Origin of the sequence: Escherichia sp. WS1368 (assembly GCF_046487485.1) — a bacterium.
Lineage (GTDB): Bacteria > Pseudomonadota > Gammaproteobacteria > Enterobacterales > Enterobacteriaceae > Escherichia > Escherichia coli.
In genome coordinates this window covers 121,666-148,504 of record NZ_JBJQJI010000010.1, presented here as the reverse complement: position 1 = coordinate 148,504, position 26,839 = coordinate 121,666, and the positions used below count along the sequence as shown (strand labels likewise).

General features: G+C 52.2%; 27 protein-coding genes, 1 pseudogene and 1 CRISPR repeat array. Of the genes and pseudogenes, 22 read left to right on the top strand and 6 right to left on the bottom strand.

Annotated elements, in window-relative coordinates; genetic code table 11:
• The 5 genes and pseudogenes from ACJHYD_RS17425 to queD form a co-directional block, all read right to left on the bottom strand.
• Nucleotides 1–528, bottom strand: a pseudogene (locus ACJHYD_RS17425) (transposase); the annotation flags it as partial.
• A 134-nt stretch (nt 529–662) separates the two neighbouring features.
• Nucleotides 663–1,238, bottom strand: a complete 576-nt coding sequence (locus ACJHYD_RS17420) for a glycerol-3-phosphate responsive antiterminator (protein ID WP_001130266.1) — start codon at nt 1,236–1,238, stop codon at nt 663–665.
• Nucleotides 1,239–1,254: 16 nt separating this feature from the next.
• Nucleotides 1,255–1,515: a ferredoxin family protein gene (locus ACJHYD_RS17415; protein WP_000109536.1), complete on the bottom strand. Its 261-nt coding sequence runs from the start codon at nt 1,513–1,515 to the stop codon at nt 1,255–1,257.
• Nucleotides 1,506–2,777, bottom strand: coding sequence for an FAD-dependent oxidoreductase (locus ACJHYD_RS17410; RefSeq protein WP_001521163.1), 1,272 nt, complete (start codon nt 2,775–2,777; stop codon nt 1,506–1,508). Before ACJHYD_RS17410 ends, ACJHYD_RS17415 begins: the two co-directional genes overlap by 10 nt.
• Nucleotides 2,778–2,854: 77 nt before the next feature.
• Nucleotides 2,855–3,217, bottom strand: a complete 363-nt coding sequence (gene queD / locus ACJHYD_RS17405) for a 6-carboxytetrahydropterin synthase QueD (protein WP_000108294.1) — start codon at nt 3,215–3,217, stop codon at nt 2,855–2,857.
• Nucleotides 3,218–3,535: 318 nt separating this feature from the next.
• On the opposite strand from queD, the gene cysJ reads away from it, so the two are divergent.
• From cysJ to cas2e, 12 genes are all read left to right on the top strand, one after another.
• Complete coding sequence (gene cysJ / locus ACJHYD_RS17400; RefSeq protein WP_001551556.1) at nt 3,536–5,335, top strand: NADPH-dependent assimilatory sulfite reductase flavoprotein subunit; 1,800 nt, start codon at nt 3,536–3,538, stop codon at nt 5,333–5,335.
• Nucleotides 5,335–7,047, top strand: coding sequence for an assimilatory sulfite reductase (NADPH) hemoprotein subunit (cysI, locus tag ACJHYD_RS17395; RefSeq protein WP_001290706.1), 1,713 nt, complete (start codon nt 5,335–5,337; stop codon nt 7,045–7,047). Before cysJ ends, cysI begins: the two co-directional genes overlap by 1 nt.
• Nucleotides 7,048–7,120: 73 nt before the next feature.
• A complete protein-coding gene (gene cysH, locus ACJHYD_RS17390) occupies nt 7,121–7,855 on the top strand; it encodes a phosphoadenosine phosphosulfate reductase (protein WP_001521160.1) in 735 nt (244 codons plus the stop codon).
• A 264-nt stretch (nt 7,856–8,119) separates the two neighbouring features.
• Nucleotides 8,120–8,272: a Hok/Gef family protein gene (locus ACJHYD_RS17385; RefSeq protein ID WP_000956458.1), complete on the top strand. Its 153-nt coding sequence runs from the start codon at nt 8,120–8,122 to the stop codon at nt 8,270–8,272.
• Between the two features lie 194 nt (nt 8,273–8,466).
• On the top strand, nt 8,467–11,166 hold the full coding sequence (locus tag ACJHYD_RS17380; protein WP_001551555.1) for a CRISPR-associated helicase/endonuclease Cas3: 2,700 nt from the start codon (nt 8,467–8,469) through the stop codon (nt 11,164–11,166).
• A gap of 97 nt (nt 11,167–11,263) precedes the next feature.
• Nucleotides 11,264–12,826, top strand: coding sequence for a type I-E CRISPR-associated protein Cse1/CasA (gene casA, locus ACJHYD_RS17375; RefSeq protein ID WP_001551554.1), 1,563 nt, complete (start codon nt 11,264–11,266; stop codon nt 12,824–12,826).
• On the top strand, nt 12,823–13,359 hold the full coding sequence (casB, locus tag ACJHYD_RS17370) for a type I-E CRISPR-associated protein Cse2/CasB (protein WP_000029331.1): 537 nt from the start codon (nt 12,823–12,825) through the stop codon (nt 13,357–13,359). Before casA ends, casB begins: the two co-directional genes overlap by 4 nt.
• A gap of 14 nt (nt 13,360–13,373) precedes the next feature.
• Complete coding sequence (gene cas7e, locus ACJHYD_RS17365; protein WP_000206445.1) at nt 13,374–14,429, top strand: type I-E CRISPR-associated protein Cas7/Cse4/CasC; 1,056 nt, start codon at nt 13,374–13,376, stop codon at nt 14,427–14,429.
• 10 nt (nt 14,430–14,439) lie between these two features.
• On the top strand, nt 14,440–15,186 hold the full coding sequence (cas5e, locus tag ACJHYD_RS17360) for a type I-E CRISPR-associated protein Cas5/CasD (RefSeq protein WP_001551553.1): 747 nt from the start codon (nt 14,440–14,442) through the stop codon (nt 15,184–15,186).
• The gene (cas6e, locus tag ACJHYD_RS17355) at nt 15,168–15,818 is read left to right on the top strand and encodes a type I-E CRISPR-associated protein Cas6/Cse3/CasE (protein WP_000281438.1); all 651 of its coding nucleotides are present in this window, start codon (nt 15,168–15,170) and stop codon (nt 15,816–15,818) included. The genes cas5e and cas6e overlap by 19 nt, the downstream gene beginning before the upstream one ends.
• The gene (gene cas1e, locus ACJHYD_RS17350; RefSeq protein ID WP_000144858.1) at nt 15,815–16,738 is read left to right on the top strand and encodes a type I-E CRISPR-associated endonuclease Cas1e; all 924 of its coding nucleotides are present in this window, start codon (nt 15,815–15,817) and stop codon (nt 16,736–16,738) included. Before cas6e ends, cas1e begins: the two co-directional genes overlap by 4 nt.
• Complete coding sequence (gene cas2e, locus ACJHYD_RS17345; RefSeq protein ID WP_000063172.1) at nt 16,735–17,028, top strand: type I-E CRISPR-associated endoribonuclease Cas2e; 294 nt, start codon at nt 16,735–16,737, stop codon at nt 17,026–17,028. The genes cas1e and cas2e overlap by 4 nt, the downstream gene beginning before the upstream one ends.
• Before the next feature lie 96 nt (nt 17,029–17,124).
• A CRISPR array of direct repeats spans nt 17,125–17,946; the repeat unit is 29 nt; unit sequence GTGTTCCCCGCGTCAGCGGGGATAAACCG.
• 81 nt (nt 17,947–18,027) lie between these two features.
• Here cas2e and iap read toward each other — a convergent pair.
• Nucleotides 18,028–19,065: an alkaline phosphatase isozyme conversion aminopeptidase gene (gene iap / locus ACJHYD_RS17340; RefSeq protein ID WP_001551551.1), complete on the bottom strand. Its 1,038-nt coding sequence runs from the start codon at nt 19,063–19,065 to the stop codon at nt 18,028–18,030.
• A 251-nt stretch (nt 19,066–19,316) separates the two neighbouring features.
• Between iap and cysD the strand changes: the two genes are divergently transcribed.
• From cysD to pcm, 10 genes are all read left to right on the top strand, one after another.
• On the top strand, nt 19,317–20,225 hold the full coding sequence (gene cysD / locus ACJHYD_RS17335) for a sulfate adenylyltransferase subunit CysD (RefSeq protein ID WP_000372108.1): 909 nt from the start codon (nt 19,317–19,319) through the stop codon (nt 20,223–20,225).
• 1 nt (nt 20,226) lies between these two features.
• Nucleotides 20,227–21,654: a sulfate adenylyltransferase subunit CysN gene (cysN, locus tag ACJHYD_RS17330; RefSeq protein ID WP_001551550.1), complete on the top strand. Its 1,428-nt coding sequence runs from the start codon at nt 20,227–20,229 to the stop codon at nt 21,652–21,654.
• A complete protein-coding gene (gene cysC / locus ACJHYD_RS17325; protein WP_001173673.1) occupies nt 21,654–22,259 on the top strand; it encodes an adenylyl-sulfate kinase in 606 nt (201 codons plus the stop codon). Before cysN ends, cysC begins: the two co-directional genes overlap by 1 nt.
• A gap of 49 nt (nt 22,260–22,308) precedes the next feature.
• Nucleotides 22,309–22,632 carry a DUF3561 family protein gene (locus ACJHYD_RS17320; RefSeq protein WP_001551549.1) on the top strand — a complete coding sequence of 108 codons (324 nt, stop codon included), beginning with the start codon at nt 22,309–22,311 and terminating at the stop codon, nt 22,630–22,632.
• A gap of 193 nt (nt 22,633–22,825) precedes the next feature.
• Nucleotides 22,826–23,137, top strand: a complete 312-nt coding sequence (ftsB, locus tag ACJHYD_RS17315; protein ID WP_000517476.1) for a cell division protein FtsB — start codon at nt 22,826–22,828, stop codon at nt 23,135–23,137.
• Between the two features lie 18 nt (nt 23,138–23,155).
• Nucleotides 23,156–23,866 (top strand): 2-C-methyl-D-erythritol 4-phosphate cytidylyltransferase, encoded by a 711-nt coding sequence (ispD, locus tag ACJHYD_RS17310; protein ID WP_000246131.1) that lies wholly within the window; start codon nt 23,156–23,158, stop codon nt 23,864–23,866.
• Nucleotides 23,866–24,345, top strand: a complete 480-nt coding sequence (ispF, locus tag ACJHYD_RS17305; RefSeq protein ID WP_001219242.1) for a 2-C-methyl-D-erythritol 2,4-cyclodiphosphate synthase — start codon at nt 23,866–23,868, stop codon at nt 24,343–24,345. Before ispD ends, ispF begins: the two co-directional genes overlap by 1 nt.
• Nucleotides 24,342–25,391, top strand: coding sequence for a tRNA pseudouridine(13) synthase TruD (gene truD / locus ACJHYD_RS17300; protein ID WP_000568924.1), 1,050 nt, complete (start codon nt 24,342–24,344; stop codon nt 25,389–25,391). The genes ispF and truD overlap by 4 nt, the downstream gene beginning before the upstream one ends.
• Complete coding sequence (surE, locus tag ACJHYD_RS17295; protein ID WP_001295182.1) at nt 25,372–26,133, top strand: 5'/3'-nucleotidase SurE; 762 nt, start codon at nt 25,372–25,374, stop codon at nt 26,131–26,133. The genes truD and surE overlap by 20 nt, the downstream gene beginning before the upstream one ends.
• On the top strand, nt 26,127–26,753 hold the full coding sequence (pcm, locus tag ACJHYD_RS17290; RefSeq protein ID WP_000254708.1) for a protein-L-isoaspartate O-methyltransferase: 627 nt from the start codon (nt 26,127–26,129) through the stop codon (nt 26,751–26,753). Before surE ends, pcm begins: the two co-directional genes overlap by 7 nt.
• Nucleotides 26,754–26,839: the final 86 nt, after the last annotated feature.

Genomic DNA, 26,839 nt, shown 5'->3' with positions numbered 1-26,839 from the left:
CGCACCTCAGGCTCCGGATGACTTTCGTTTTTTCTCCAGCTCCTGGCGCTTTTTTTCCAGGAGATGCTCCTGCATGGCTTTCAGATATGCATTTTCTGCGCGAAGATAACGTAGCTCATTCTTCATCTCTTCCGGCGTCATGTTTGCCTCGTTTTCATGGGTATCATCAGAACGGGTCATGCTTTTCTCCTTCCTGCGCCTGATAAAGGCCTCATTACCAGATTTGCGGTAGCCTTTTATCCAGTTTTTAACCGTGTTGTGGCTGGGAATGTTAAACCGGGCAGCTACCCGGGGTAGAGACTCAGAATGCCCGAGAGCATAAAGAACCACGCAAAGTTTATCTTCAGGAGAATAGCTACGCTTGTGTCTGCAATCCAGTGCCCGAGGACCGTGAAGAAGAAAAAGATTAATCCAGTGTGAGAGGCTGGTGTGAGAAAGTTGAAAGAGTTTTGCCGTAGAAATGATGCCTGCATGACCAGCCAGGTAATGATTTACAGCGGCAAGTTTTACTTCAAATGAATGTTTCATAAACTGCACCTTCAGATGTCAGATTATGTCCAACATTTGGGGTGCAGTTCATCAAGCGTCGCATCAGGCGCTGAATGTCGGATGTGGCGTGCAGCCTACAAATCACACAAATTCAACTCGTTACGAGTATCCCGTCAAAGCAATTTTTTCGCTAACGTCCAGACCCCGGTATTCGTGGTGGAAAGCGCCACAACACCCGCGTTAATCGCATTACGCGCATCTTCTTCATCGCACACCAGCCCGCCGGCAATCAGCGGTTGGCGGATTTTCTCCGTCACCCAGCCCAGCACTTTAGGCATACAGCCTGGCAGGATCTCAATACAATCCGGATTCGATTGCGCAACTTGCTTATCAATGTTGTGAAACGAAATCGAATCAACAATAAACAGGCGATGAATACAGAAAAAACCTTCCGCTCTTGCCGCTTTCAGCATCGATGCTTTCGTGCTGATAATGCCGTCCGCCTCGGTCACCAGTTTCAGAAACTGAATCACCACTTCTTTGTTCGATGCGCCTTCCAGCAAATCAACATGAATAAAGGCATATTTTCCGGCGTTTTTAATCTTTTTAACGATATTACTGATGGTGCAGATATTGCCGTACAACACTGAAATAAACTGGCATTCAGAATCGATTGCCAGTTGCAGGCTGGCATTATCTTTAACGGCAGCAATCACCGGATTCTGGCGGAGCAGGTGTAAGAGGGGCATAAATTATCCTTATTATTTATCCAAAGCGGTAGGTGATGCCGAATCCGGAAGGCGGATAGCGCCACTGTTGTAGTGTTGATTCGTCGCACAGCAAACGGCAGGTGCCACACTCCAGGCAGCCGCGATAATCAACGCGTAAGTCACCTTCCGGTGTGAGCGAAAAAAGACCAGCCGGACAAGCGTTAATCAACCGTTGTACCGTCTGGCGCTCAACGGAGTCAGCCGGAACAATGTGCGGCGCATCGGCAACGCGCCAGAGATTACGGGCTACAGACATCGCAGACTCCTGATAACATCGCCCGCCAGATGCCACAGGCCGTGACGACGTAAATGACGCCAGAATAACTGGCGCAGCGGTGGAACAGGTTTATCACCCTGATCCCATAAATCGCGGGAAATATCCTGCATTAACGCAGGCCACGCACGGTACCAGCCAGGGCGTTGCAAAAGCGCCGGAACATGCTGATAACGTTGTAGAACATCCCATAGCAGGCTGCGCTCGACGTTGTGATGATAAAGCGGAAACAGATTTTGCGGCTCGCGGTGCTGGCAGGCGCTTATCAGCGTTTGTGCCGCCGCCTGCGCGCCAGTTAGCGCCATATCCATGCCGCGCACGGAAATTCCGGTATTGACGCAACTGCGCAACGCATCGCCCAGCAGCAGCCAGCCGTTACCGGCGTATTGCACCGGCATACTGTGCAAGCCACCTTCTGGCACCAGATGCGCACCATACTCCAGTGATTCCGTGTTTTTGATAAGCGGGCGCACTGCCGGATGCGTTTTAAAGCGAGCCAGCAGCTCGCTTGCCGGAACACGACTTTGCGTAAGGGAAGAGAGCGGGCAAACAATCCCTAACGAGAGCGTTTGTTGATTAGTATAAAGAAATGCGCCGCCGGGTAAGTCATCACAGATCCCGCCGCTGAACAGCAACGCTGCGCCTTCGTTATTCTCCAGATGAAAACGTTCTTCAATAGCGGATGTTTCCAGCGACAGCACTTCTTTGATCCCCAACGCCATCGCTTCGCCAGCAGGACGAGTCACTAACCCGTGACGTTCAGCCAGGACGCTGTTGGCACCTTCTGCCAGCACCACATAACGGGCGCGGAGAATATCGTCACCACAAATGACACCACACACCCTGCCGTTTTCTTCATACAGCGCATCCACCGTCGCACCGGGGATGCATTCGACACCTTCTTTTTCGGCTTCGGCAACCAGCCACGGATCGAACCGTGCACGTAATACACTCCAGGATTCACCGCCGGGCTGTAAGCTGGAAAACGTCGTTGCGCCATCCGGCGTTAGCAGAGAAAGGCTTTCGTGAGTGATGCGTCGTTCAAGAGGCGCGGTCAGATGAAATTGCGGGAGGAGTTCCGCGAGCGCATGGGTGTATAAACGCCCGCCGGAAAGATTTTTGCTGCCGGGGATTTCAGCGCGTTCCAGTAACAGAACGGACAAACCTGCCCGCGCGCAGCGTAAAGCACAAGCGGTACCTGCTATACCGGCACCAATAATAATAATGTCGCAGTTGTCTTCCATGTCATGCCCCAGATATCCAGAACACAACACCCTAACATGGCGTTACTTAAGGGAAATTGACCGCCGACACACTCTTATCATTCGCCGCGATAGATACAGCCTGCAGTACAGGTTTCTTTTACCATCACCGCACTTAACAGCGGCACAACGGGTTTAACCTGATCCCAAATCCATTTTGCTAAAACTTCGCTGGTTGGGTTTTCCAGACCTGGAATATCATTGAGATAATGGTGATCGAGGCGCTCGTAGGTTGGCTTAAACGCCGCTTTCAGTTCAGCGAAATCGATAATCCAGCCCGTATGCGGATCGACTTCCCCGGTAATTTCCAGTCGCACCATAAAGGAATGCCCGTGCAGGCGACCACATTTATGCCCTTCCGGGACGTGTGGTAAGCGGTGAGCGGCTTCGAAGGTGAAATCTTTAAATAACGTGGTGGACATCATAATTTCTCTACAGGACGATAAAACCGCCGTAGAGTACCGGAAAGGCTGTTTTTTCGCATTATCTAAAACGACTTTGTTGCGCAAAATCGCTGATTTATCTTATTGATGGGCAATATTCATTTGTTTTTCATTGGGTTGGTTAATCTATTTTGTTGTTAAAGACTATTGCTAAAACAGGTTAGTCGATTTGGTTATTAGTTATCGCTATCCCGTCTTTAATCCACACCGTTCACCCCGTTAACCTTATCTTCTCTTCTGTTTTATGGGCGCTGACAGGGCGCAGAAACAGCTTTGCTTACTGGAACATAACGACGCATGACGACACAGGTCCCACCTTCCGCGTTGCTTCCGTTGAACCCGGAGCAACTGGCACGCCTTCAGGCGGCCACGACCGATTTAACTCCCACCCAGCTTGCCTGGGTTTCTGGCTATTTCTGGGGCGTGCTCAACCAGCAGCCAGCTGCGCTTGCAGCGACGCCAGCGCCCGCCGCAGAAATGCCGGGTATAACTATTATCTCCGCTTCGCAAACCGGCAATGCGCGCCGGGTTGCTGAAGCATTACGCGATGATTTATTGGCGGCAAAACTGAACGTTAAGCTGGTGAACGCGGGCGACTATAAATTCAAACAAATCGCCAGCGAAAAACTGCTTATCGTGGTGACGTCAACGCAAGGAGAAGGGGAACCGCCGGAAGAAGCCGTCGCGCTGCATAAGTTCCTGTTCTCCAAAAAAGCGCCGAAGCTGGAAAACACCGCATTTGCCGTGTTTAGCCTCGGCGATAGCTCTTATGAATTTTTCTGCCAGTCCGGGAAAGATTTTGACAGCAAGCTGGCGGAACTGGGCGGTGAACGCCTGCTCGACCGTGTCGATGCCGACGTTGAATACCAGGCTGCTGCCATCGAGTGGCGCGCCCGCGTGGTTGATGCGCTTAAATCGCGTGCGCCTGTCGCGGCACCTTCGCAATCCGTCGCTACTGGCGCGGTAAATGAAATCCACACCAGCCCGTACAGCAAAGACGCGCCGCTGGTGGCGAGCCTCTCTGTTAACCAGAAAATTACCGGGCGTAACTCTGAAAAAGACGTTCGCCATATCGAAATTGACTTAGGTGACTCGGGCCTGCGTTACCAGCCGGGTGACGCGCTGGGCGTCTGGTATCAGAACGATCCGGCACTGGTGAAAGAACTTGTCGAACTGCTGTGGCTGAAAGGTGATGAACCTGTCAACGTTGAGGGCAAAACCCTGCCGCTGAACGAAGCGCTACAGTGGCACTTCGAACTGACCGTCAACACCGCCAACATTGTTGAGAACTATGCCACGCTTACCCGCAGCGAAACGCTGCTGCCGCTGGTGGGCGATAAAGCGAAGTTACAGCATTACGCCGCGACGACGCCGATTGTCGACATGGTGCGTTTCTCTCCGGCGCAACTGGATGCCGAAGCGCTGATTAACCTGCTGCGCCCGCTGACCCCGCGCCTGTATTCCATCGCCTCCTCGCAGGCGGAAGTCGAGAACGAAGTACACGTCACCGTTGGCGTGGTGCGTTACGACGTGGAAGGCCGCGCCCGTGCCGGTGGTGCCTCCAGCTTCCTCGCGGATCGCGTGGAAGAAGAGGGTGAAGTCCGCGTCTTTATCGAACATAACGATAACTTCCGCCTGCCCGCTAACCCGCAAACGCCGGTGATTATGATTGGCCCAGGCACCGGCATCGCGCCGTTCCGCGCCTTTATGCAGCAACGCGCCGCCGACGAAGCGCCGGGGAAAAACTGGCTGTTCTTTGGCAACCCGCACTTTACGGAAGATTTCCTCTACCAGGTGGAATGGCAGCGCTACGTCAAAGAGGGCGTGCTGACGCGTATCGATCTTGCCTGGTCGCGCGATCAAAAAGAAAAAATTTACGTACAAGACAAACTGCGCGAACAGGGCGCAGAGCTGTGGCGCTGGATCAATGACGGTGCCCACATTTATGTCTGCGGCGACGCTAATCGCATGGCGAAAGACGTTGAGCAGGCACTTCTGGAAGTGATTGCCGAATTTGGTGGCATGGACACCGAAGCGGCGGATGAATTTTTAAGTGAGCTGCGCGTAGAGCGCCGTTATCAGCGAGATGTCTACTAATGAGCGAAAAACATCCAGGGCCTTTAGTGGTCGAAGGAAAACTGACAGACGCCGAGCGCATGAAGCTTGAAAGCAACTACCTGCGCGGCACCATTGCGGAAGATTTAAACGACGGTCTGACCGGCGGCTTTAAGGGCGATAACTTCCTGCTGATCCGCTTCCACGGCATGTATCAGCAGGATGACCGCGACATCCGCGCCGAACGTGCTGAACAGAAGCTGGAGCCACGTCATGCAATGCTGTTGCGCTGCCGTCTGCCGGGTGGCGTGATTACCACCAAACAGTGGCAGGCGATCGATAAATTTGCCGGTGAAAACACCATCTATGGCAGCATTCGCCTGACCAACCGCCAGACGTTTCAGTTCCACGGCATTCTGAAAAAGAACGTCAAACCGGTGCACCAGATGCTGCACTCGGTCGGTCTTGATGCGCTGGCGACTGCTAACGACATGAACCGTAACGTACTCTGCACCTCGAACCCTTACGAGTCGCAGCTACACGCGGAAGCGTATGAATGGGCGAAGAAAATCTCTGAACATCTGCTGCCGCGTACCCGCGCGTATGCGGAGATCTGGCTCGATCAGGAAAAAGTCGCCACCACCGATGAAGAACCGATCCTCGGTCAGACTTATTTGCCGCGTAAATTCAAAACTACGGTAGTGATCCCGCCGCAGAACGATATCGATCTGCATGCCAACGACATGAACTTCGTGGCAATCGCCGAAAACGGCAAGCTGGTGGGCTTTAACCTGTTGGTGGGCGGTGGGCTTTCTATCGAACACGGCAACAAGAAAACCTACGCCCGCACGGCGAGTGAGTTTGGCTATCTGCCGCTGGAGCATACGCTGGCGGTGGCAGAAGCCGTCGTGACGACTCAGCGCGACTGGGGTAACCGTACCGATCGTAAAAATGCCAAAACCAAATACACGCTGGAGCGCGTGGGGGTTGAGACGTTTAAAGCGGAAGTGGAGCGTCGCGCGGGGATCAAATTTGAACCGATCCGTCCATATGAGTTCACCGGACGCGGCGATCGTATTGGCTGGGTTAAAGGCATTGATGATAACTGGCACCTGACGCTGTTTATCGAAAATGGTCGCATCCTTGATTATCCTGGGCGTCCGCTGAAAACCGGCCTGCTGGAGATCGCGAAGATCCACAAAGGCGATTTCCGCATTACGGCGAACCAGAATCTGATCATCGCCGGTGTGCCGGAAAGCGAGAAAGCGAAGATCGAGAAGATTGCCAAAGAGAGCGGGTTAATGAATGCCGTCACGCCGCAGCGTGAAAACTCAATGGCCTGCGTGTCATTCCCGACTTGCCCGCTGGCGATGGCCGAAGCCGAGCGTTTCCTGCCGTCTTTTATCGACAACATCGATAATTTAATGGCGAAACATGGTGTCAGCGATGAGCATATCGTGATGCGTGTAACAGGCTGCCCGAACGGTTGTGGTCGCGCGATGCTGGCGGAAGTGGGCCTGGTGGGTAAAGCGCCGGGTCGCTACAACCTGCATCTTGGCGGCAACCGCATTGGGACACGTATCCCACGGATGTATAAAGAAAACATCACCGAACCGGAAATCCTGGCGTCGCTTGATGAACTGATAGGGCGCTGGGCGAAAGAGCGCGAAGCGGGTGAAGGCTTCGGCGACTTTACGGTGCGTGCGGGCATCATTCGCCCGGTGCTCGATCCGGCGCGCGATTTGTGGGATTAACCATCAGCCCGGTCTTGTAGGCCTGATAAGACGCGTGAGCGTCGCATCAGGCAAGGCAAACAGTGAGGAATCTATGTCCAAACTCGATCTAAACGCCCTGAACGAACTGCCGAAGGTAGATCGCATTCTGGCGCTGGCAGAAACTAACGCCGAACTGGAAAAACTGGACGCTGAAGGCCGCGTTGCCTGGGCGCTGGATAATCTGCCCGGTGAATATGTACTTTCTTCCAGTTTCGGCATTCAGGCGGCGGTGAGCCTGCATCTGGTGAATCAGATTCGCCCGGATATTCCAGTGATCCTCACCGATACGGGTTACTTGTTCCCGGAAACCTACCGCTTTATTGACGAGTTAACGGACAAACTCAAGCTCAACCTGAAAGTGTACCGCGCTACCGAAAGCGCCGCCTGGCAGGAAGCACGTTACGGAAAACTGTGGGAGCAGGGTGTTGAAGGCATTGAAAAGTACAATGACATCAACAAAGTCGAACCGATGAACCGGGCGCTGAAAGAACTGAATGCGCAAACCTGGTTTGCTGGCCTGCGCCGTGAACAATCCGGCAGCCGCACCAATTTACCGGTGCTGGCAATTCAGCGTGGCGTATTTAAAGTGCTGCCGATTATCGACTGGGATAACCGAACTATTTATCAGTACCTGCAAAAACATGGCCTGAAATATCACCCATTATGGGATGAAGGATATTTATCGGTCGGTGATACCCATACAACCCGTAAATGGGAACCCGGCATGGCGGAAGAAGAAACGCGTTTCTTTGGCTTAAAAAGAGAATGTGGGTTACACGAAGGGTAAATATTGCCGGATAAATTAAACGCCTCTGTCAGAAATGATGGGGGCGTTTTTATTTTGCGAGCAGCATTCCTGATTTTAAACGTGAACGCCGCTGGAAGAATTATCAGGTATAGAATGGCGTTGGGTGCTTGAGGCTGTCTGGCGTTAAGCATTCGCGAGGTTCCAGATGGACAAAAGCCCCAGGCGATATTTCTATCAACCTGAGGCCAGCGTTCGAACCTAAGCAATTCGAATGTTAGTCTCTTCTTTGCAGGGAGGCAAGACATGCTGACAAAATATGCCCTTGTGGCAATCATCGTACTGTGTTGTACAGTACTGGGATTCACGCTGATGGTAGGCGACTCGTTGTGTGAGTTGAGTATCAGAGAACGTGGTATGGAGTTTAAGGCAGTTCTCGCTTACGAATCGAAGAAGTAGCCACCACGCGGGGGTAAAACCCCGCGTATTGAATTGTGATGGTTTGGTCTCCTGCACCCTTTTTTAATTTATATTGTTTATGTGAATATTATGCCTATGTTTATTATTCATATATATTACGGATGAAAATTATTTGATTATTCATAATGTAAATATTTTATTGAACGATATATATCACAGATAATTTTTAATATATGCGTAAATATCCTTTAAGTTTACTGAAGGATAAAAATATTGTGACTTTTTTTGATTTCTGGGGAAAAACCCGACGCGGCGAGAAAGACGGGGGCGACGACTATCACCTTCTTTGCTGGCATTCGCTGGATGTAGCCGCGATGGGCTATTTAATGGTTAAAAGCAATTGCTTCGGGCTGACTGACTATTTTCGTCAACTAGGTTTCGCTGATACGGAGCAGGCAGCACAATTTTTCGCCTGGCTATTGTGCTGGCACGATACTGGAAAATTTGCCCGCTCTTTTCAGCAACTTTACCTGCACCCACAACTCAAGGTTCCGGAAGGCGCAAGAAAGAATTACGAAAAGATCTCTCATTCAACGCTGGGCTACTGGCTGTGGCATCATTATTTAAGTGAATACGAAGAATTGCTTCCTTCATCTTCACTCTCTCCGCGCAAACTTAAACGGGTGATGGAGATGTGGATGCCCATGACTACCGGGCATCATGGTCGGCCCCCTGACCGTATTGATGAACTGGATAATTTTCTGCCTGAAGACAAAGCTGCCGCACGAGATTTTCTCCTTGAAATCAAGGTACTGTTTCCGCTCATCGAGATCCCCGCATTCTGGGATGATGACGAGGGCATTGAACTTTTAAAACAACTTTCCTGGTATATCTCTGCAACCGTCGTACTCGCAGACTGGACGGGATCGTCAACGCGGTTTTTTCCACGCGTTGCACAGGCAATGGATATTAAAGATTACTGGCAGAAGGCTTTAGTTCAGGCTCAAAACGCCTTAACCGTCTTTCCTCCAAAAGCACAAACCGCGCCTTTCACCGGAATTAATACGCTGTTTCCTTTTATTGAGCACCCGACACCGTTACAGCAAAAGGTGCTGGATCTGGATATCAGCCAGCCTGGGCCACAGTTATTTATTCTGGAGGATGTGACTGGCGCAGGTAAAACAGAAGCGGCGCTTATCCTGGCCCACAGGTTGATGGCTGCGGGGAAAGCACAGGGTTTGTTTTTTGGCCTGCCAACAATGGCAACGGCCAATGCCATGTACGATCGGCTGGTAAAAACCTGGCTTGCTTTCTATTCGCCAGAATCCCGCCCCAGCCTGGTGCTGGCACACAGTGCCCGCACATTAATGGACCGCTTTAATGAATCACTCTGGTCCGGTGATTTAGTCGGGTCAGAAGAACCGGATGAACAAGCGTTCAGTCAGGGATGTGCGGCCTGGTTTGCCGACAGTAACAAGAAGGCGTTGCTGGCTGAAATTGGCGTCGGCACGCTGGATCAGGCGATGATGGCGGTGATGCCGTTTAAACATAATAATCTGCGGCTTCTGGGACTGAGTAACAAAATCCTGCTGGCTGATGAGATCCATGCCTGTGACGCTTACATGTCGTGCATTCTTGAAGGATTGATTGAGCGGCAGGCGCGTGGAGGAAACAGCGTTATTTTGCTTTCTGCCACGTTATCTCAACAGCAGCGCGACAAACTCGTTGCTGCCTTTGCGCGTGGTGCAGAGGGCCAGCAAGAAGCTCCGTTCCTGGAAAAGGATGATTACCCCTGGCTGACGCACGTTACGAAATCGGATGTGCATTCACACCGGGTAGCAACGCGCAAAGACGTTGAGCGTAGCGTGAGCGTGGGTTGGCTTCATAGCGAACAAGAATGTATTGCGCGTATCGAATCGGCAGTAAGTCAGGGGAAATGCATCGCCTGGATCCGGAATTCTGTCGATGACGCTATTAAGGTTTATCGTCAGTTGCTTGCCCGCGGCGTCATTCCTGCTTCCAGCCTTTCTCTGTTTCATAGCCGCTTTGCTTTTAGCGATCGCCAGCGAATTGAAACGGAAACGCTGGCACGCTTCGGTAAAAGTTGTAGTTTACAGAGATCATCGCAAGTCATTGTTTGTACACAAGTAATTGAACAAAGTGTGGATATTGACCTGGACGAAATGATATCCGACCTGGCCCCTGTTGATTTGCTGATCCAACGGGCGGGGCGATTACAGCGGCATATCCGCGATATTAATGGTCAGTTAAAGCGTGACGGAAAAGACGAGCGTTCCCCTCCTGAATTGCTGATTCTGGCCCCCGTCTGGGACGACGCTCCAGGTGACGAATGGTTCGGCAGTGCCATGCGTAACAGTGCATATGTCTATCCCGATCATGGACGAATCTGGCTGACGCAGCGTGTACTGCGTGAGCAAGGCGCGATTCAAATGCCACACGCAGCCCGCCTTCTTATTGAATCAGTCTACGGTGAGGACGTGGTAATGCCGGAAGGATTTGCCCGCAGCGAGCAGGAACAAGTGGGCAAATATTACTGCGATCGCGCAATGGCTAAAAAGTTTGTGCTGAACTTCAGGCCCGGCTATGCCGCCAATATCAACGATTACCTCCCGGAAAAACTGTCGACACGTCTGGCTGAGGAGTCTGTTTCCCTGTGGCTGTCTACCTGTATTGCCGGTGTGGTGAAGCCTTATGCCAACGGTGCTCACGCATGGGAAATGAGCGTTGTCAGAGTGCGTCGAAGCTGGTGGAAAAAACATCGGGATGAGTTTTCTTTACTGGAAGGGGATGCGTTCAGGCAGTGGTGCATTGAACAGCGGCAAGAGCCGGAGATGGCAAACGTGATTTTAGTCACCGATGACGAAAGTTGCGGGTATTCGGCTATGGAAGGATTGACTGGCAAGGTTGGTTGAGATGCCTGCGACAGGGCTCTCTGAATAGTTGATACACCGAAAAGGATGGAATGATGGACAACCGACCAGGGATGGTCTTTTTTACGAGAGGATGCGTATGAACTCGTTTTCACTTCTGACAACCCCGTGGTTGCCCGTTCGTTATAAAGACGGAACGACAGGCAAACTGGCGCCAGTCGATCTGGCGGATGAAAATGTTGTCGATATCGCTGCGCCGCGGGCAGATCTCCAGGGGGCGGCATGGCAGTTTTTGCTGGGACTATTACAAACCAGCTTCGCGCCAAAAGATCAACGTCGTTGGGATGATATCTGGGAAGACGGACTGGAAGCTGAAAAGCTACGGGAAGCATTGCTGTCATTAGACCATGCTTTCCAGTTCGGGCCAGATTCACCTTCATTTATGCAGGATTTTGAGGCGCTCACGGGAGATAAAGTTCCGGTCGCTTCGCTACTGCCTGAGATTCCCGGCGTTCAAACAACAAAGTTTAATAAAGACCACTTTATCAAGCGTGGTGTAACGGAACACCTGTGCCCACAGTGTTCTGCACTAGCCTTGTTCTCTCTACAGTTAAATGCGCCGTCAGGTGGCAAAGGCTATCGCACCGGCTTACGCGGCGGTGGGCCGATGACCACGCTGATTGAATTACAGGAATATCAGGGCAATCAACAAACTCCCTTGTGGCGCAAACTATGGCTCAACGTGATGCCGCAGGATGAAGCCGACTTACCGCTACCCAAAAAATTTGACGATCTGATTTTCCCCTGGCTAGGCCCGACGCGTACCAGCGAACTGGCCGGTGCGGTGGTAACCCATGATCAGGTCAATAAACTCCAGGCGTACTGGGGAATGCCGCGGCGTATACGTATTGATTTTAATACCACGACAGTCGGCAACTGCGATATTTGCGACGAGCAGAACGACGCGCTCCTGAGCCTGATGACGACCAAAAATTATGGTGCCAATTATGCCATGTGGCAGCATCCCTTAACGCCTTACCGTGTACCACTTAAAGAGGGGGGCGAGTTTTACTCCGTTAAACCACAACCGGGCGGTTTAATCTGGCGCGACTGGTTAGGCCTTATCGAAACGGGTAAATCAGAAAACAATACGGAACTTCCCGCGCTGGTGGTGAAACTCTTTAATGCCAGCAGTCTGAAACAGGCAAAAGTGGGCCTATGGGGATTTGGTTATGATTTTGACAACATGAAAGCGCGCTGTTGGTACGAACACCATTTCCCGCTACTGCTCAATAAAAAAGAAGGCCAGATACCGAAGCTGCGGCTGGCTGCGCAAACGGCTTCACGGATTCTGAGTCTGTTACGGAGTGCATTGAAAGAAGCATGGTTCTCCGATCCAAAAGGTGCAAGGGGTGATTTCAGTTTTGTGGATATCGACTTCTGGAACAAAACTCAGCATCGCTTCCTGAGGTTAGTGCGCCAAATTGAAGAAGGTCAGGATGCGGATGAATTACTCGGCAAATGGCAAAAGGAAATTTGGTTATTCGCGCGTCAGGATTTTGACGAGCGTGTATTCACTAATCCTTATGAGCCCGTTGATTTGAAACGCGTCATGACCGCGCGCAAGAAATATTTTACAACATCGGCGGAGAAGCAAAGTGCTAAAGCCGCCAGGGAGAAAAAGCAGGAGGCTGCTGAATGAGTATTGTAAAAGAGGAGCACAAAGCCACGCTGCGTAAATGGCACGAAGAGTTGCAGGAAAAACGCGGCAATCGTGCCAGTCTGCGGCGTAGCACAACGGTTAATGATGTTTGTCTGTCAGAAGGGTTTCGTTCTCTGCTGATGCAGACCCACACTTTGTGGAAAATTGAAGCACAAGAGTGGCGTTTTACCGCACTGGCGCTGGTCGCCGCAGTTAGCGCCAATGTTAAAGCTATTGATGAACGGCAGCCTTTTGCCGCGCAGCTGGCGGCGGTAATGTCGGAGGGGCGTTTTACTCGCCTGTCGGCAGTAAAAACGCCTGATGATTTACTGCGTCAGTTACGTCGCGCGGTCAAATTATTAAATGGTTCCGTCAATCTTATCTCTTTGGCAGAAGATATTTTCCGCTGGTGCCAGGAGAGCGACGACCTGCTCAATCATCACCGCCGCCAGCAGCGGCCAACAGAATTTATCCGTATCCGCTGGGCGCTGGAATATTACCAGGCTGGCGACGCCGATAACGAACAAAATTAATAAAGGACTATCTCATGACGACATTTATTCAGCTTCATTTGTTAACCGCTTACCCTGCTGCCAACCTTAACCGTGATGACACCGGTGCGCCAAAAACTGTGGTACTGGGTGGAGCAACGCGTCTGCGCGTTTCCTCACAAAGTCTGAAACGTGCGTGGCGCACTTCTGCACTTTTTGAACAGGCACTGGCGGGCCATATTGGTATTCGCAGTGGGCGTATTGCGCGTGAGGCGGCAACTATCCTGATTGAGAAAGGCATCGAAGAGAAAAAAGCCATCGAATGGGCGGCAAAAATTGCGGATTATCTTGGGAAAGCTAAAAACGACAAAAAACCAAAAGATCCGCTCACTAACGCCGAAACTGAACAGCTAGTCCATATCAGCCCGGCAGAATTTGACGCCGTAAAAGCGCTGGCCCATCAACTGGCCGAAGAAAAGCGCGCGCCAAAAGAGGAAGATCTCGCTTTGTTACGTAAAGATCGCATGGCGGTAGATATCGCTATGTTTGGTCGTATGCTGGCGAATAAACCCGAATTTAATGTTGAAGCCGCCTGCCAGGTCGCGCATGCATTTGGTGTCAGTGAAACGATTGTCGAAGATGATTTTTTCACCGCCGTTGATGATTTGCGCCAGGCTTCTGAAGATGCCGGTGCCGGGCATCTTGGTGAAACCGGATTCGGTTCTGCGCTGTTCTACACCTATATCTGCATCGATAAAGATCTGCTGGTCGAAAACCTCGGCGGTGACGAAGCGTTAGCTAATCAGACCTTGCGCGCCTTTACGGAAGCCGCACTTAAAGTCTCCCCAACCGGCAAACAGAACAGCTTTGCCAGCCGTGCCTACGCCTCCTGGGCGCTGGCAGAAAAAGGCACTGAACAACCACGCTCTCTGGCGGCGGCTTTCTATGAACCCATTAATGGCACCCGGCAGTTAGATGTGGCGGTGCAGCGTATTACAACGCTTCGCGAAAATATGAATACGGTCTATGAACAGAAGACCGAATGCGCAAGCTTTGACGTGATGAACAAACAGGGAAGCATGAAGGACGTGCTGGACTTTATCTGCGCGTAAGGGGCGGCTAATGAGCCAATATTTGATTTTTCAGCTTCATGGGCCAATGGCATCCTGGGGCGTCGATGCCCCCGGCGAAGTGCGTCATACCCATGAACTGCCTTCGCGCTCAGCATTGCTGGGGCTGCTGGCTGCCGGGGTAGGGATTCGGCGTGATGATACCGAACGATTAAACGCGTTTAACAGCCACTATTCACTGGTGGTTTGCGCCAGCCGTAACCCGCGCTGGGCACGGGATTATCACACGGTCCAGATGCCAAAAGAGGTGCGTAAAGCGCGTTATTTCAGCCGTCGCGAAGAGTTGAGCGCCCCTGATCTTCTGAGCGCGATTATCTCCCGGCGCGACTACTACACCGATGCCTGGTGGATGGTGGCGGTGGCAACAACCCCCGATGCGCCTTACAGGCTTGAACAGTTGCAGGACGGTTTACGTCATCCGGTTTTTCCGCTTTATCTGGGGCGAAAAAGTCATCCGCTGGCGTTACCACTTGCGCCGTTACTGCTCGAAGGCAACGCGTCTGATGTCTTACGTAACGCATACCAACAGTATCAGGATAGTTTCCGCGAACTGAAAGTCTCACTCCCGAAACTTCAGGATGAATGCTGGTGGGAAGGGGAACACGACGGCCTGGTCGCGAGCAAAATATTACGTCGCCGGGATGTTCCTTTAAATCGTCAGCAGTGGCTGTTTGGGGAACGCACCATCAATCAGGGGCCGTGGCTCAGCAAGGAGGAACCATGTACCTCTCAAGAATAACCTTACATACCGGCCAGCTTTCGCCTGCGCAGTTGCTGCATCTGGTGGATCGCGGTGAATATGTAATGCATCAGTGGCTGTGGGATCTTTTTCCTGGCGGCAAAGAAAGGCAATTTCTTTATCGTCGGGAAGAACTCCAGGGGGCGTTTCGCTTTTTTGTCCTGTCGCAGGAACGCCCGGCGGAAAGTGATATTTTCACCATCGAATGCCGACCATTTGCGCCAGAGTTGCGTACCGGACAATCCCTTTGTTTCAACCTGCGGGCGAATCCAACAATTTGTAAAGCGGGCAAACGCCACGACTTGCTGATGGAGGCGAAACGGCAGGTGAGGGGGCAGGTGGAAGGAAGTGATGTCTGGTTGCATCAACAACAGGCGGCGCTGGACTGGCTGGCAGCGCAGGGGGAAAGAAGCGGTTTTACACTACTGGATACCTCGGTCGATGCCTACCGACAACAGCAACTGCGGCGGGAAAACTCCCGGCAACTGATCCAGTTCAGTAGCGTGGATTATACGGGGATGCTTACGGTCACCGATCCTGGGTTATTTCTGCAACGTCTGAGCCAGGGGTATGGCAAAAGCCGCGCGTTCGGCTGTGGTCTGATGCTGATCAAACCCGGAGCAGAGGCGTGACGTTTGTACCACTGAGTCCGATCCCGTTAAAAGATCGCACCTCTATGATCTTCCTCCAGTACGGTCAAATCGACGTACTGGACGGCGCTTTCGTGCTGATCGACAAAACCGGGATCCGCACGCACATTCCGGTGGGATCGGTCGCCTGCATTATGCTCGAACCGGGAACGAGAGTTTCCCACGCGGCGGTGCATCTGGCCGCCACGGTGGGGACGCTACTGGTCTGGGTCGGTGAAGCGGGTGTTCGCGTCTACTCTTCCGGACAACCCGGTGGGGCGCGTGCTGATAAGTTACTCTACCAGGCAAAGCTGGCTTTAACGGAAGATCTACGTCTGAAGGTGGTGCGCAAAATGTATGAATTACGTTTTCGTGAGCCACCGCCAGCTCGCCGTTCAGTGGAGCAGCTACGTGGAATTGAGGGATCCCGCGTTCGCCAGACGTATGCATTACTGGCGAAACAATATGGTGTGAAATGGAATGGTCGCAAATACGATCCTAAAGACTGGGAAAAAGGCGATGTTGTGAATCGCTGCATCAGTGCTGCCACATCATGTCTGTACGGTATTTCTGAAGCGGCAGTATTAGCCGCGGGATATGCGCCCGCTATTGGATTTATCCATAGTGGCAAACCGCTTTCATTTGTTTATGACATAGCCGATATCATTAAATTTGATTCGGTTGTGCCAAAGGCATTTGAAATAGCAGCGAGGCAACCCGCAGAACCAGATAAAGAAGTCAGGTTGGCCTGTCGTGATATTTTCCGTAGCAGTAAGTTAACGGGCAAATTAATTCCGTTAATCGAGGAAGTGCTTGCCGCAGGTGAAATTGAACCACCACAACCCGCGCCGGATATGTTACCGCCTGCCATCCCTGAACCTGAAACGCTGGGCGATAGCGGTCACCGGGGACGCGGCGGATGAGTATGGTCGTCGTTGTTACAGAAAATGTCCCTCCGCGCTTACGTGGACGGCTCGCGATCTGGCTCCTGGAAGTGCGTGCCGGTGTTTATGTCGGAGATACGTCCAAACGTATTCGGGAGATGATCTGGCAGCAAATCTCTCAACTGGCAGGTTGCGGAAATGTGGTAATGGCCTGGGCGACCAATACCGAGTCGGGTTTTGAATTTCAGACCTGGGGTGAAAATAGACGTATTCCGGTGGATTTGGATGGGGTGCGTTTGGTTTCTTTTCTTCCTGTTGATAATCAATAAGTTATCTGTTCTTTAAAAATAAGGAAATGTTTTAATTTAGTTGGTAGATTGTTGATGCGGAATAAATTTGTTTAAAAACAGTTATGTATGCTTAGTGTGTTCCCCGCGTCAGCGGGGATAAACCGTCGGCTCGTAGAAATGCAGATTCGCCGGATTAGTGTTCCCCGCGTCAGCGGGGATAAACCGATAAAACAACAGGTGAGTTGGGTTTTGAGTATGTGTTCCCCGCGTCAGCGGGGATAAACCGTGGCTCTGTTTTTGCGACAAGCGCAAGGTATCGTGTTCCCCGCGTCAGCGGGGATAAACCGACAATCAGATCACGATCGATGCCTCGCGTGAGGTGTTCCCCGCGTCAGCGGGGATAAACCGATTTTCGCAGCGGGTAACCGCGCCCGGCGATCGTGTTCCCCGCGTCAGCGGGGATAAACCGTTTATGTGGAGTATCAGTGCCTGGGTGGAAAGGTGTTCCCCGCGTCAGCGGGGATAAACCGTGGGGCTGAGCATGGCTAAACAACCGAGGCGCGTGTTCCCCGCGTCAGCGGGGATAAACCGGTCAACTGGCACCACAGGATGATGGCGGCGAAGTGTTCCCCGCGCCAGCGGGGATAAACCGCAGGCGCTCGACGCGGCACGCAGTCGGGCACAGTGTTCCCCGCGCCAGCGGGGATAAACCGCAGGTCGACCGACTGGAGGCGGAGATTGTCGGGTGTTCCCCGCGCCAGCGGGGATAAACCGTGTTGTTTTTCTGCCGGATTAACGCGGTGCGAGTGTTCCCCGCGCCAGCGGGGATAAACCGTTGTCGGGCTTGTTCGGCGCGGGTTGTTAACTGTGTTCCCCGCGCCAGCGGGGATAAACCGCCAGCGAAGGACTTGCTCGTGTGGTTAAAGCCGTGTTCCCCGCGTCAGCGGGGATAAACCGGACGCACTGGATGCGATGATGGACATCACTTGGAGTTCCCCGCCCCTGCGGTAGAACTCCCAGCTCTCATTTTCAAACCCATCAAGACGCCTTCGCCAGCTCTTTCACCAGCGGTAGCATTATCCGTATAACATCACGGCAGCGACGTTCTATTCTTCCAGGAAGCGCCTTATCAATATGTTGTTGATTATCAAGCCTGACATCGTGCCAGCTTGTTCCCGCAGGGAAGGCGGCGGTTTTTGCACGTTGCTGATAGCCATCCTTATTCCCAAGATTCCAGTTAGTTGCCTCCACCGAAAGTACCGCAATACCGGCTTTGTCAAAAACTTCCGCGTCGTTACAGCACCCGGTACCCTTCGGATAATTTTTATTCAAACCCGGATTGGTCGTTGCGGCAATTCCATGACTACGCGCAATTGCCAGCGCCCTGTCGCGCGTTAATTTCCTTACTGCTTCAGGGGTTTTTACACCGCTGTTGAAATACAATTTATCGCCAACAATTAAGTTATCGAGATTAATCACCAGCAGCGTATTTTTCTTTTCGGTGTCACTCATCCGCTTGAGTAAATTCTCAGCACCTAATTTCCCTTCCTCTTCACCACTGGTCGCCACAAATCGAATACCATACTCGGTAGGCGTATTTTTCAGGCGTTCTGCCAGTTCCAGCATGACACCTAAACCTGCGGCGTTATCATCCATTCCTTGTAACGTCAGCCCGCCGAGATTGGCATCGGCGTCAGCATCGCTCAGCGGGGCGTATGTATCCAGATGCGCCATAATGATGATCTGCTGCGGCGCTTTGCCTTCATGAGCGGCAATCACCGTACTTCCCGTCACGTTATGCCAGCTCTTGCGATTATCGCGGGCGGTATAAATATACCGACTATTAAATGTCCGAATATCACTGCGATAACCCATTTGCTGAAACTGTTGGCGAATATAATCGGCAGATAACATTTCTGCAGGAGTTCCGGTCATGCGTCCCGGAAAGAAAGTAGCAATATGTCGTGCCTGAGTATTAGCAAAATCGCCAGGTTTAGGTGACGAGGCGTGTACGGGGAGAATAAAGCATACGCCGAGCGCCAGGGCAGCGGTACGGTGGCGCAATGCGGAAAACATAGTGAGTCCTTAAATACCATGCAAATTTTTTTACCGCCATAGTATGAAACTGCCGCTGCGCTAAAACAATTTCAAATCTTCCTAAACGCCCGAAATCCGGTGCCTTAAGCACTTTTTGATATTAGCTTTGCCAAATCGTTATTCCGTTAAGGAACTACTCATTCTAATTGGTAATTTCATTCGTTCTCTTACGCTCCCTATAGTCGAAACATCTGATGGCAAGAAAATAGCGGTATTGCAAAGGAACGGTTATGGATCAAATACGACTTACTCACCTGCGGCAACTGGAGGCGGAAAGCATCCACATTATTCGCGAGGTGGCGGCAGAATTCTCAAATCCGGTGATGCTCTACTCTATCGGTAAAGATTCCAGCGTCATGCTGCATCTGGCGCGCAAGGCGTTTTATCCAGGTACGCTGCCTTTCCCGTTGCTGCATGTCGATACCGGCTGGAAATTCCGCGAGATGTATGAGTTCCGCGATCGTACGGCTAAAGCCTACGGCTGCGAGCTGCTGGTGCATAAAAACCCGGAAGGCGTGGCGATGGGGATTAATCCATTCGTTCATGGCAGCGCGAAACATACCGATATTATGAAAACTGAAGGCCTGAAACAGGCGCTGAATAAATACGGTTTTGATGCCGCCTTCGGTGGTGCACGCCGCGACGAAGAGAAATCCCGCGCTAAAGAGCGAATCTACTCTTTCCGTGACCGCTTCCATCGCTGGGATCCGAAAAATCAGCGCCCGGAGCTGTGGCACAACTACAACGGGCAAATTAACAAAGGCGAAAGCATTCGCGTCTTCCCGCTCTCTAACTGGACCGAGCAGGATATCTGGCAATACATCTGGCTGGAAAATATCGACATTGTTCCGCTGTATCTCGCTGCGGAACGACCGGTTCTGGAACGCGACGGTATGTTGATGATGATTGATGACAACCGTATCGACCTGCAACCGGGCGAAGTGATTAAAAAACGGATGGTGCGTTTCCGTACGCTGGGCTGCTGGCCGCTGACCGGTGCGGTGGAGTCAAATGCACAAACACTGCCGGAAATCATCGAAGAGATGCTGGTTTCCACCACCAGTGAACGTCAGGGTCGCGTGATTGACCGCGACCAGGCGGGATCCATGGAGTTGAAAAAACGTCAGGGGTATTTTTAAGATGAACACCGCACTTGCACAACAAATCGCCAATGAAGGCGGCGTCGAAGCCTGGATGATTGCGCAACAACATAAAAGCCTGCTGCGTTTTCTGACCTGTGGTAGCGTCGATGACGGCAAAAGTACCCTGATTGGTCGCCTGCTGCACGATACCCGCCAAATCTACGAAGATCAGCTCTCATCGCTGCATAACGACAGTAAACGTCACGGCACCCAGGGCGAAAAACTGGATCTGGCACTGCTGGTGGACGGCCTGCAAGCTGAGCGCGAACAGGGCATCACCATTGACGTGGCTTACCGTTATTTCTCTACCGAGAAGCGTAAATTTATTATCGCCGATACCCCAGGGCACGAGCAGTACACTCGCAATATGGCGACTGGCGCATCGACATGTGAACTGGCGATCTTACTGATCGATGCCCGTAAAGGCGTGCTCGATCAAACCCGTCGTCACAGTTTTATCTCCACACTGTTGGGGATCAAACATCTGGTCGTGGCGATCAACAAAATGGATCTGGTGGGTTACAGTGAAGAGACGTTCACCCGTATTCGCGAAGATTATCTGACGTTTGCCGGGCAGCTGCCGGGTAATCTGGATATCCGCTTTGTGCCGCTCTCTGCACTGGAAGGCGACAACGTGGCTTCGCAAAGTGAAAGTATGCCGTGGTACAGCGGTCCGACACTGCTCGAAGTGCTGGAAACCGTGGAGATCCAGCGAGTGGTGGATGCCCAGCCAATGCGCTTCCCGGTGCAGTACGTTAATCGCCCGAATCTCGATTTTCGTGGCTACGCCGGAACGCTGGCATCCGGTCGCGTGGAAGTCGGGCAACGTGTCAAAGTGCTGCCCTCTGGTGTGGAATCAAACGTCGCGCGGATCGTGACTTTTGATGGCGATCGCGAAGAAGCCTTTGCCGGAGAAGCGATCACCCTGGTGCTGACGGATGAGATCGACATCAGCCGTGGCGATCTGCTGCTGGCGGCAGACGAATCATTACCGGCTGTGCAGAGCGCGTCGGTGGATGTGGTATGGATGGCGGAACAGCCGCTTTCCCCAGGCCAGCGTTACGACATCAAAATTGCCGGTAAGAAGACGCGTGCTCGTGTTGATGGCATTCGTTATCAGGTTGATATTAATAACCTTACCCAACGCGAAGTTGAAAACCTGCCGCTGAACGGCATCGGCTTGGTGGATCTCACCTTTGACGAGCCACTGGTGTTAGATCGTTATCAGCAAAACCCGGTTACCGGTGGGCTGATTTTTATCGATCGCCTGAGTAATGTGACCGTAGGTGCCGGTATGGTGCACGAGCCAGTTAGCCAGGCAACTACTGCGCCATCTGAATTCAGTGCATTCGAACTGGAATTGAATGCACTGGTTCGTCGCCACTTTCCGCACTGGGGCGCGCGCGATTTGCTGGGGGATAAATAATGGCGCTGCATGACGAAAACGTCGTCTGGCATAGCCATCCGGTCACTGTGCAACAACGCGAGCTACACCACGGTCATCGTGGTGTAGTGCTGTGGTTTACCGGCCTCTCCGGGTCCGGTAAATCAACGGTCGCCGGGGCGCTGGAGGAGGCGTTACATAAACTCGGCGTCAGTACGTATCTGCTGGATGGCGACAATGTTCGCCACGGATTATGCAGCGATCTCGGTTTTAGCGATGCCGATCGTAAAGAAAATATCCGTCGCGTCGGTGAAGTGGCGAATTTGATGGTTGAAGCCGGACTGGTGGTGCTGACCGCATTTATCTCGCCACACCGCGCCGAACGCCAGATGGTTCGCGAACGCGTAGGAGAAGGGCGCTTTATCGAAGTGTTTGTCGATACACCGCTGGCGATTTGCGAAGCCCGCGATCCAAAAGGCTTATATAAGAAAGCGCGTGCCGGTGAACTGCGTAACTTTACGGGAATAGATTCCGTTTACGAAGCGCCTGAATCGGCAGAAATTCATCTCAATGGTGAACAATTAGTAACAAATTTGGTACAGCAATTATTAGATCTGTTGAGACAGAACGATATTATCAGATCCTGAGACACCACCGGGTTTCCATGCCCGGTTCGTCAAAGTAACAGGATCAAATATGCGTAATAGCCATAACATTACACTAACAAATAACGATAGCCTTACTGAGGATGAAGAAACCACATGGTCACTGCCTGGTGCCGTGATCGGTTTTATCTCATGGTTATTTGCGCTGGCGATGCCGATGTTGATTTATGGCTCTAACACGCTGTTCTTCTTTATCTACACCTGGCCTTTCTTTCTGGCACTGATGCCTGTCGCGGTAGTGGTGGGGATTGCGCTGCATTCATTGATGGACGGAAAGCTACGCTACAGTATTGTTTTCACCCTGGTGACAGTAGGCATTATGTTTGGCGCACTGTTTATGTGGCTACTGGGCTAATTTGTACTTTCTTGTCTCCTCTGTTCATAATTCAAACCGTAACTAATAATGAGATTATGTTCTGCACGCCCTGGGTATACGTAACAATGGACAAATGTGGTACATTTGCCCGCGTTGTCGCGGTATCCCCAACAGAGGATGTAGAGTCGTCTTCGGATGCATGGGATGATGATGCCGTTTTTCAGGGGGCAGGATGGGTAAACTAACGCTGCTGTTGCTGGCTATTCTGGTCTGGCTACAGTATTCGCTGTGGTTCGGTAAGAACGGTATACATGACTATACCCGCGTCAATGATGATGTGGCGGCACAGCAAGCTACAAACGCGAAACTTAAAGCGCGAAACGATCAACTTTTTGCCGAAATTGACGATCTCAATGGCGGCCAGGAGGCGCTCGAAGAGCGTGCGCGTAATGAACTCAGCATGACCAGGCCGGGCGAAACTTTTTATCGTCTGGTGCCTGACGCGTCGAAGCGCGCACAGTCTGCGGGGCAAAACAATCGATAAATCAGCCCAGGAATTAACATGGCAACCACTCATTTGGATGTTTGCGCCGTGGTTCCGGCGGCCGGATTTGGCCGTCGAATGCAAACGGAATGTCCTAAGCAATATCTCTCAATCGGTAATCAAACCATTCTTGAACACTCGGTGCATGCGCTGCTGGCGCATCCCCGGGTGAAACATGTCGTCATTGCCATAAGTCCTGGCGATAGCCGTTTTGCACAACTTCCTCTGGCGAATCATCCGCAAATCACCGTTGTAGATGGCGGTGATGAGCGTGCCGATTCGGTGCTGGCAGGTCTGAAAGCCGCTGGCGACGCGCAGTGGGTATTGGTGCATGACGCAGCTCGTCCTTGTCTGCATCAGGATGACCTCGCGCGATTGTTGGCGTTGAGCGAAACCAGCCGCACGGGGGGGATCCTCGCCGCACCAGTGCGCGATACGATGAAACGTGCCGAACCGGGCAAAAATGCCATTGCTCATACCGTTGATCGCAACGGCTTATGGCACGCGCTGACGCCGCAATTTTTCCCTCGTGAGCTGTTACATGACTGCCTGACGCGCGCTCTAAATGAAGGCGCTACCATTACCGACGAAGCCTCGGCGCTGGAATATTGCGGATTTCATCCGCAGTTGGTCGAAGGCCGCGCGGATAACATTAAAGTCACGCGCCCGGAAGATTTGGCACTGGCCGAGTTTTACCTCACCCGAACCATCCATCAGGAGAATACATAATGCGAATTGGACACGGTTTTGACGTACACGCCTTTGGCGGTGAAGGCCCAATTATCATTGGTGGCGTACGCATTCCTTACGAAAAAGGATTGCTGGCGCATTCTGATGGCGACGTGGCGCTCCATGCGTTGACCGATGCATTGCTTGGCGCGGCGGCGCTGGGGGATATCGGCAAACTGTTCCCGGATACCGATCCGGCATTTAAAGGTGCCGACAGCCGCGAGCTGCTACGCGAAGCCTGGCGTCGTATTCAGGCGAAGGGTTATACCCTGGGCAACGTCGATGTCACTATCATCGCTCAGGCACCGAAGATGTTGCCGCACATTCCACAAATGCGCGTGTTTATTGCCGAAGATCTCGGCTGCCATATGGATGATGTTAACGTGAAAGCCACTACTACGGAAAAACTTGGATTTACCGGACGTGGGGAAGGGATTGCCTGTGAAGCGGTGGCGCTACTCATTAAGGCAACAAAATGATTGAGTTTGATAATCTCACTTACCTCCACGGTAAACCGCAAGGCACCGGGCTGCTGAAAGCCAATCCGGAAGACTTTGTGGTGGTGGAAGATTTGGGCTTTGAGCCTGATGGTGAAGGTGAGCATATTCTGGTTAGAATCCTCAAAAACGGCTGCAATACCCGTTTTGTGGCGGATGCACTGGCGAAATTCCTTAAAATTCATGCCCGTGAAGTCAGCTTCGCTGGGCAAAAAGACAAACATGCTGTAACGGAACAGTGGTTATGTGCTCGCGTGCCGGGCAAGGAAATGCCCGATCTGAGCGCCTTTCAACTGGAAGGCTGCCAGGTGCTGGAGTATGCGCGGCACAAGCGCAAGCTGCGTTTAGGCGCGCTGAAAGGTAACGCCTTTACCCTGGTTCTGCGCGAAGTGAGCAATCGCGATGACGTTGAACAACGTCTGATCGATATTTGCGTAAAAGGCGTGCCTAACTATTTTGGTGCCCAACGTTTTGGGATTGGCGGTAGCAACTTGCAGGGCGCGCTGCGCTGGGCGCAAACCAATACTCCGGTGCGCGATCGCAATAAACGGAGTTTTTGGTTGTCGGCAGCCCGCAGTGCGTTGTTTAATCAGATTGTTGCTGAGCGCCTCAAAAAAGCAGACGTTAATCAAGTTGTTGACGGCGATGCGCTACAATTAGCCGGACGTGGTAGCTGGTTTGTCGCAACCACCGAAGAACTGGCGGAATTACAGCGTCGCGTCAACGATAAAGAGCTGATGATAACCGCCGCATTGCCGGGCAGTGGCGAATGGGGAACTCAGCGTGAAGCGTTGGCATTCGAACAAGCAGCTGTCGCCGCAGAAACTGAATTACAAGCCTTACTGGTGCGCGAAAAAGTTGAAGCCGCGCGCAGAGCGATGCTGCTGTATCCGCAACAATTAAGCTGGAACTGGTGGGATGACGTCACCGTAGAAATCCGTTTCTGGCTTCCGGCGGGTAGTTTTGCAACCAGCGTTGTCAGGGAACTTATCAACACAACAGGTGATTATGCGCATATTGCTGAGTAATGATGACGGGGTACATGCACCCGGTATACAAACGCTGGCGAAAGCCTTGCGTGAGTTTGCTGACGTTCAGGTGGTCGCCCCCGATCGTAACCGCAGCGGCGCTTCAAATTCTCTGACACTGGAATCCTCCCTGCGCACGTTTACCTTTGAAAATGGTGATATTGCTGTGCAAATGGGAACCCCGACCGATTGCGTCTATCTTGGCGTGAATGCTCTGATGCGTCCGCGCCCGGACATTGTTGTGTCCGGAATTAACGCCGGGCCGAATCTGGGGGATGATGTTATTTATTCCGGTACGGTAGCCGCCGCGATGGAAGGCCGTCATTTAGGTTTTCCGGCGCTTGCCGTCTCGCTTGACGGGCATAAACATTACGACACTGCCGCGGCGGTAACCTGTTCAATTTTGCGCGCACTGTGTAAAGAGCCGCTGCGCACCGGACGTATTCTTAATATTAACGTTCCGGATTTACCATTGGATCAAATCAAAGGTATTCGCGTGACGCGCTGCGGTACACGACATCCGGCAGATCAGGTGATCCCGCAGCAAGATCCGCGCGGCAATACGCTGTACTGGATTGGCCCGCCGGGCGGTAAATGTGATGCCGGTCCGGGGACCGATTTTGCTGCGGTAGATGAGGGCTATGTCTCCATCACGCCGCTGCATGTGGATTTAACTGCGCATAGCGCGCAAGATGTGGTTTCAGACTGGTTAAACAGCGTGGGAGTTGGCACGCAATGGTAAGCAGACGCGTACAAGCACTTCTGGATCAATTACGTGCGCAAGGTATTCAGGATGAGCAGGTGCTGAATGCACTTGCCGCCGTGCCGCGTGAAAAATTCGTTGATGAAGCGTTTGAACAAAAAGCCTGGGACAATATCGCCTTGCCGATAGGTCAGGGGCAGACAATTTCGCAGCCGTATATGGTGGCGCGAATGACCGAATTACTCGAGCTGACGCCGCAGTCGCGGGTGCTGGAAATTGGCACCGGTTCGGGATATCAAACGGCAATCCTGGCGCATCTTGTCCAGCATGTTTGCTCGGTCGAACGGATTAAAGGTTTGCAGTGGCAGGCGCGTCGCCGCCTGAAAAATCTTGATTTACATAATGTTTCAACCCGTCATGGCGATGGATGGCAAGGTTGGCAGGCACGTGCGCCGTTTGACGCTATCATTGTTACGGCGGCACCGCCGGAAATTCCAACTGCACTAATGACGCAGCTGGACGAAGGCGGGATTCTCGTCTTACCCGTAGGGGAGGAGCACCAGTATTTGAAACGGGTGCGTCGTCGGGGAGGCGAATTTATTATCGATACCGTGGAGGCCGTGCGCTTTGTCCCTTTAGTGAAGGGTGAGCTGGCTTAAAACGTGAGGAAATACCTGGATTTTTCCTGGTTATTTTGCCGCAGGTCAGCGTATCGTGAACATCTTTTCCAGTGTTCAGTATGGTG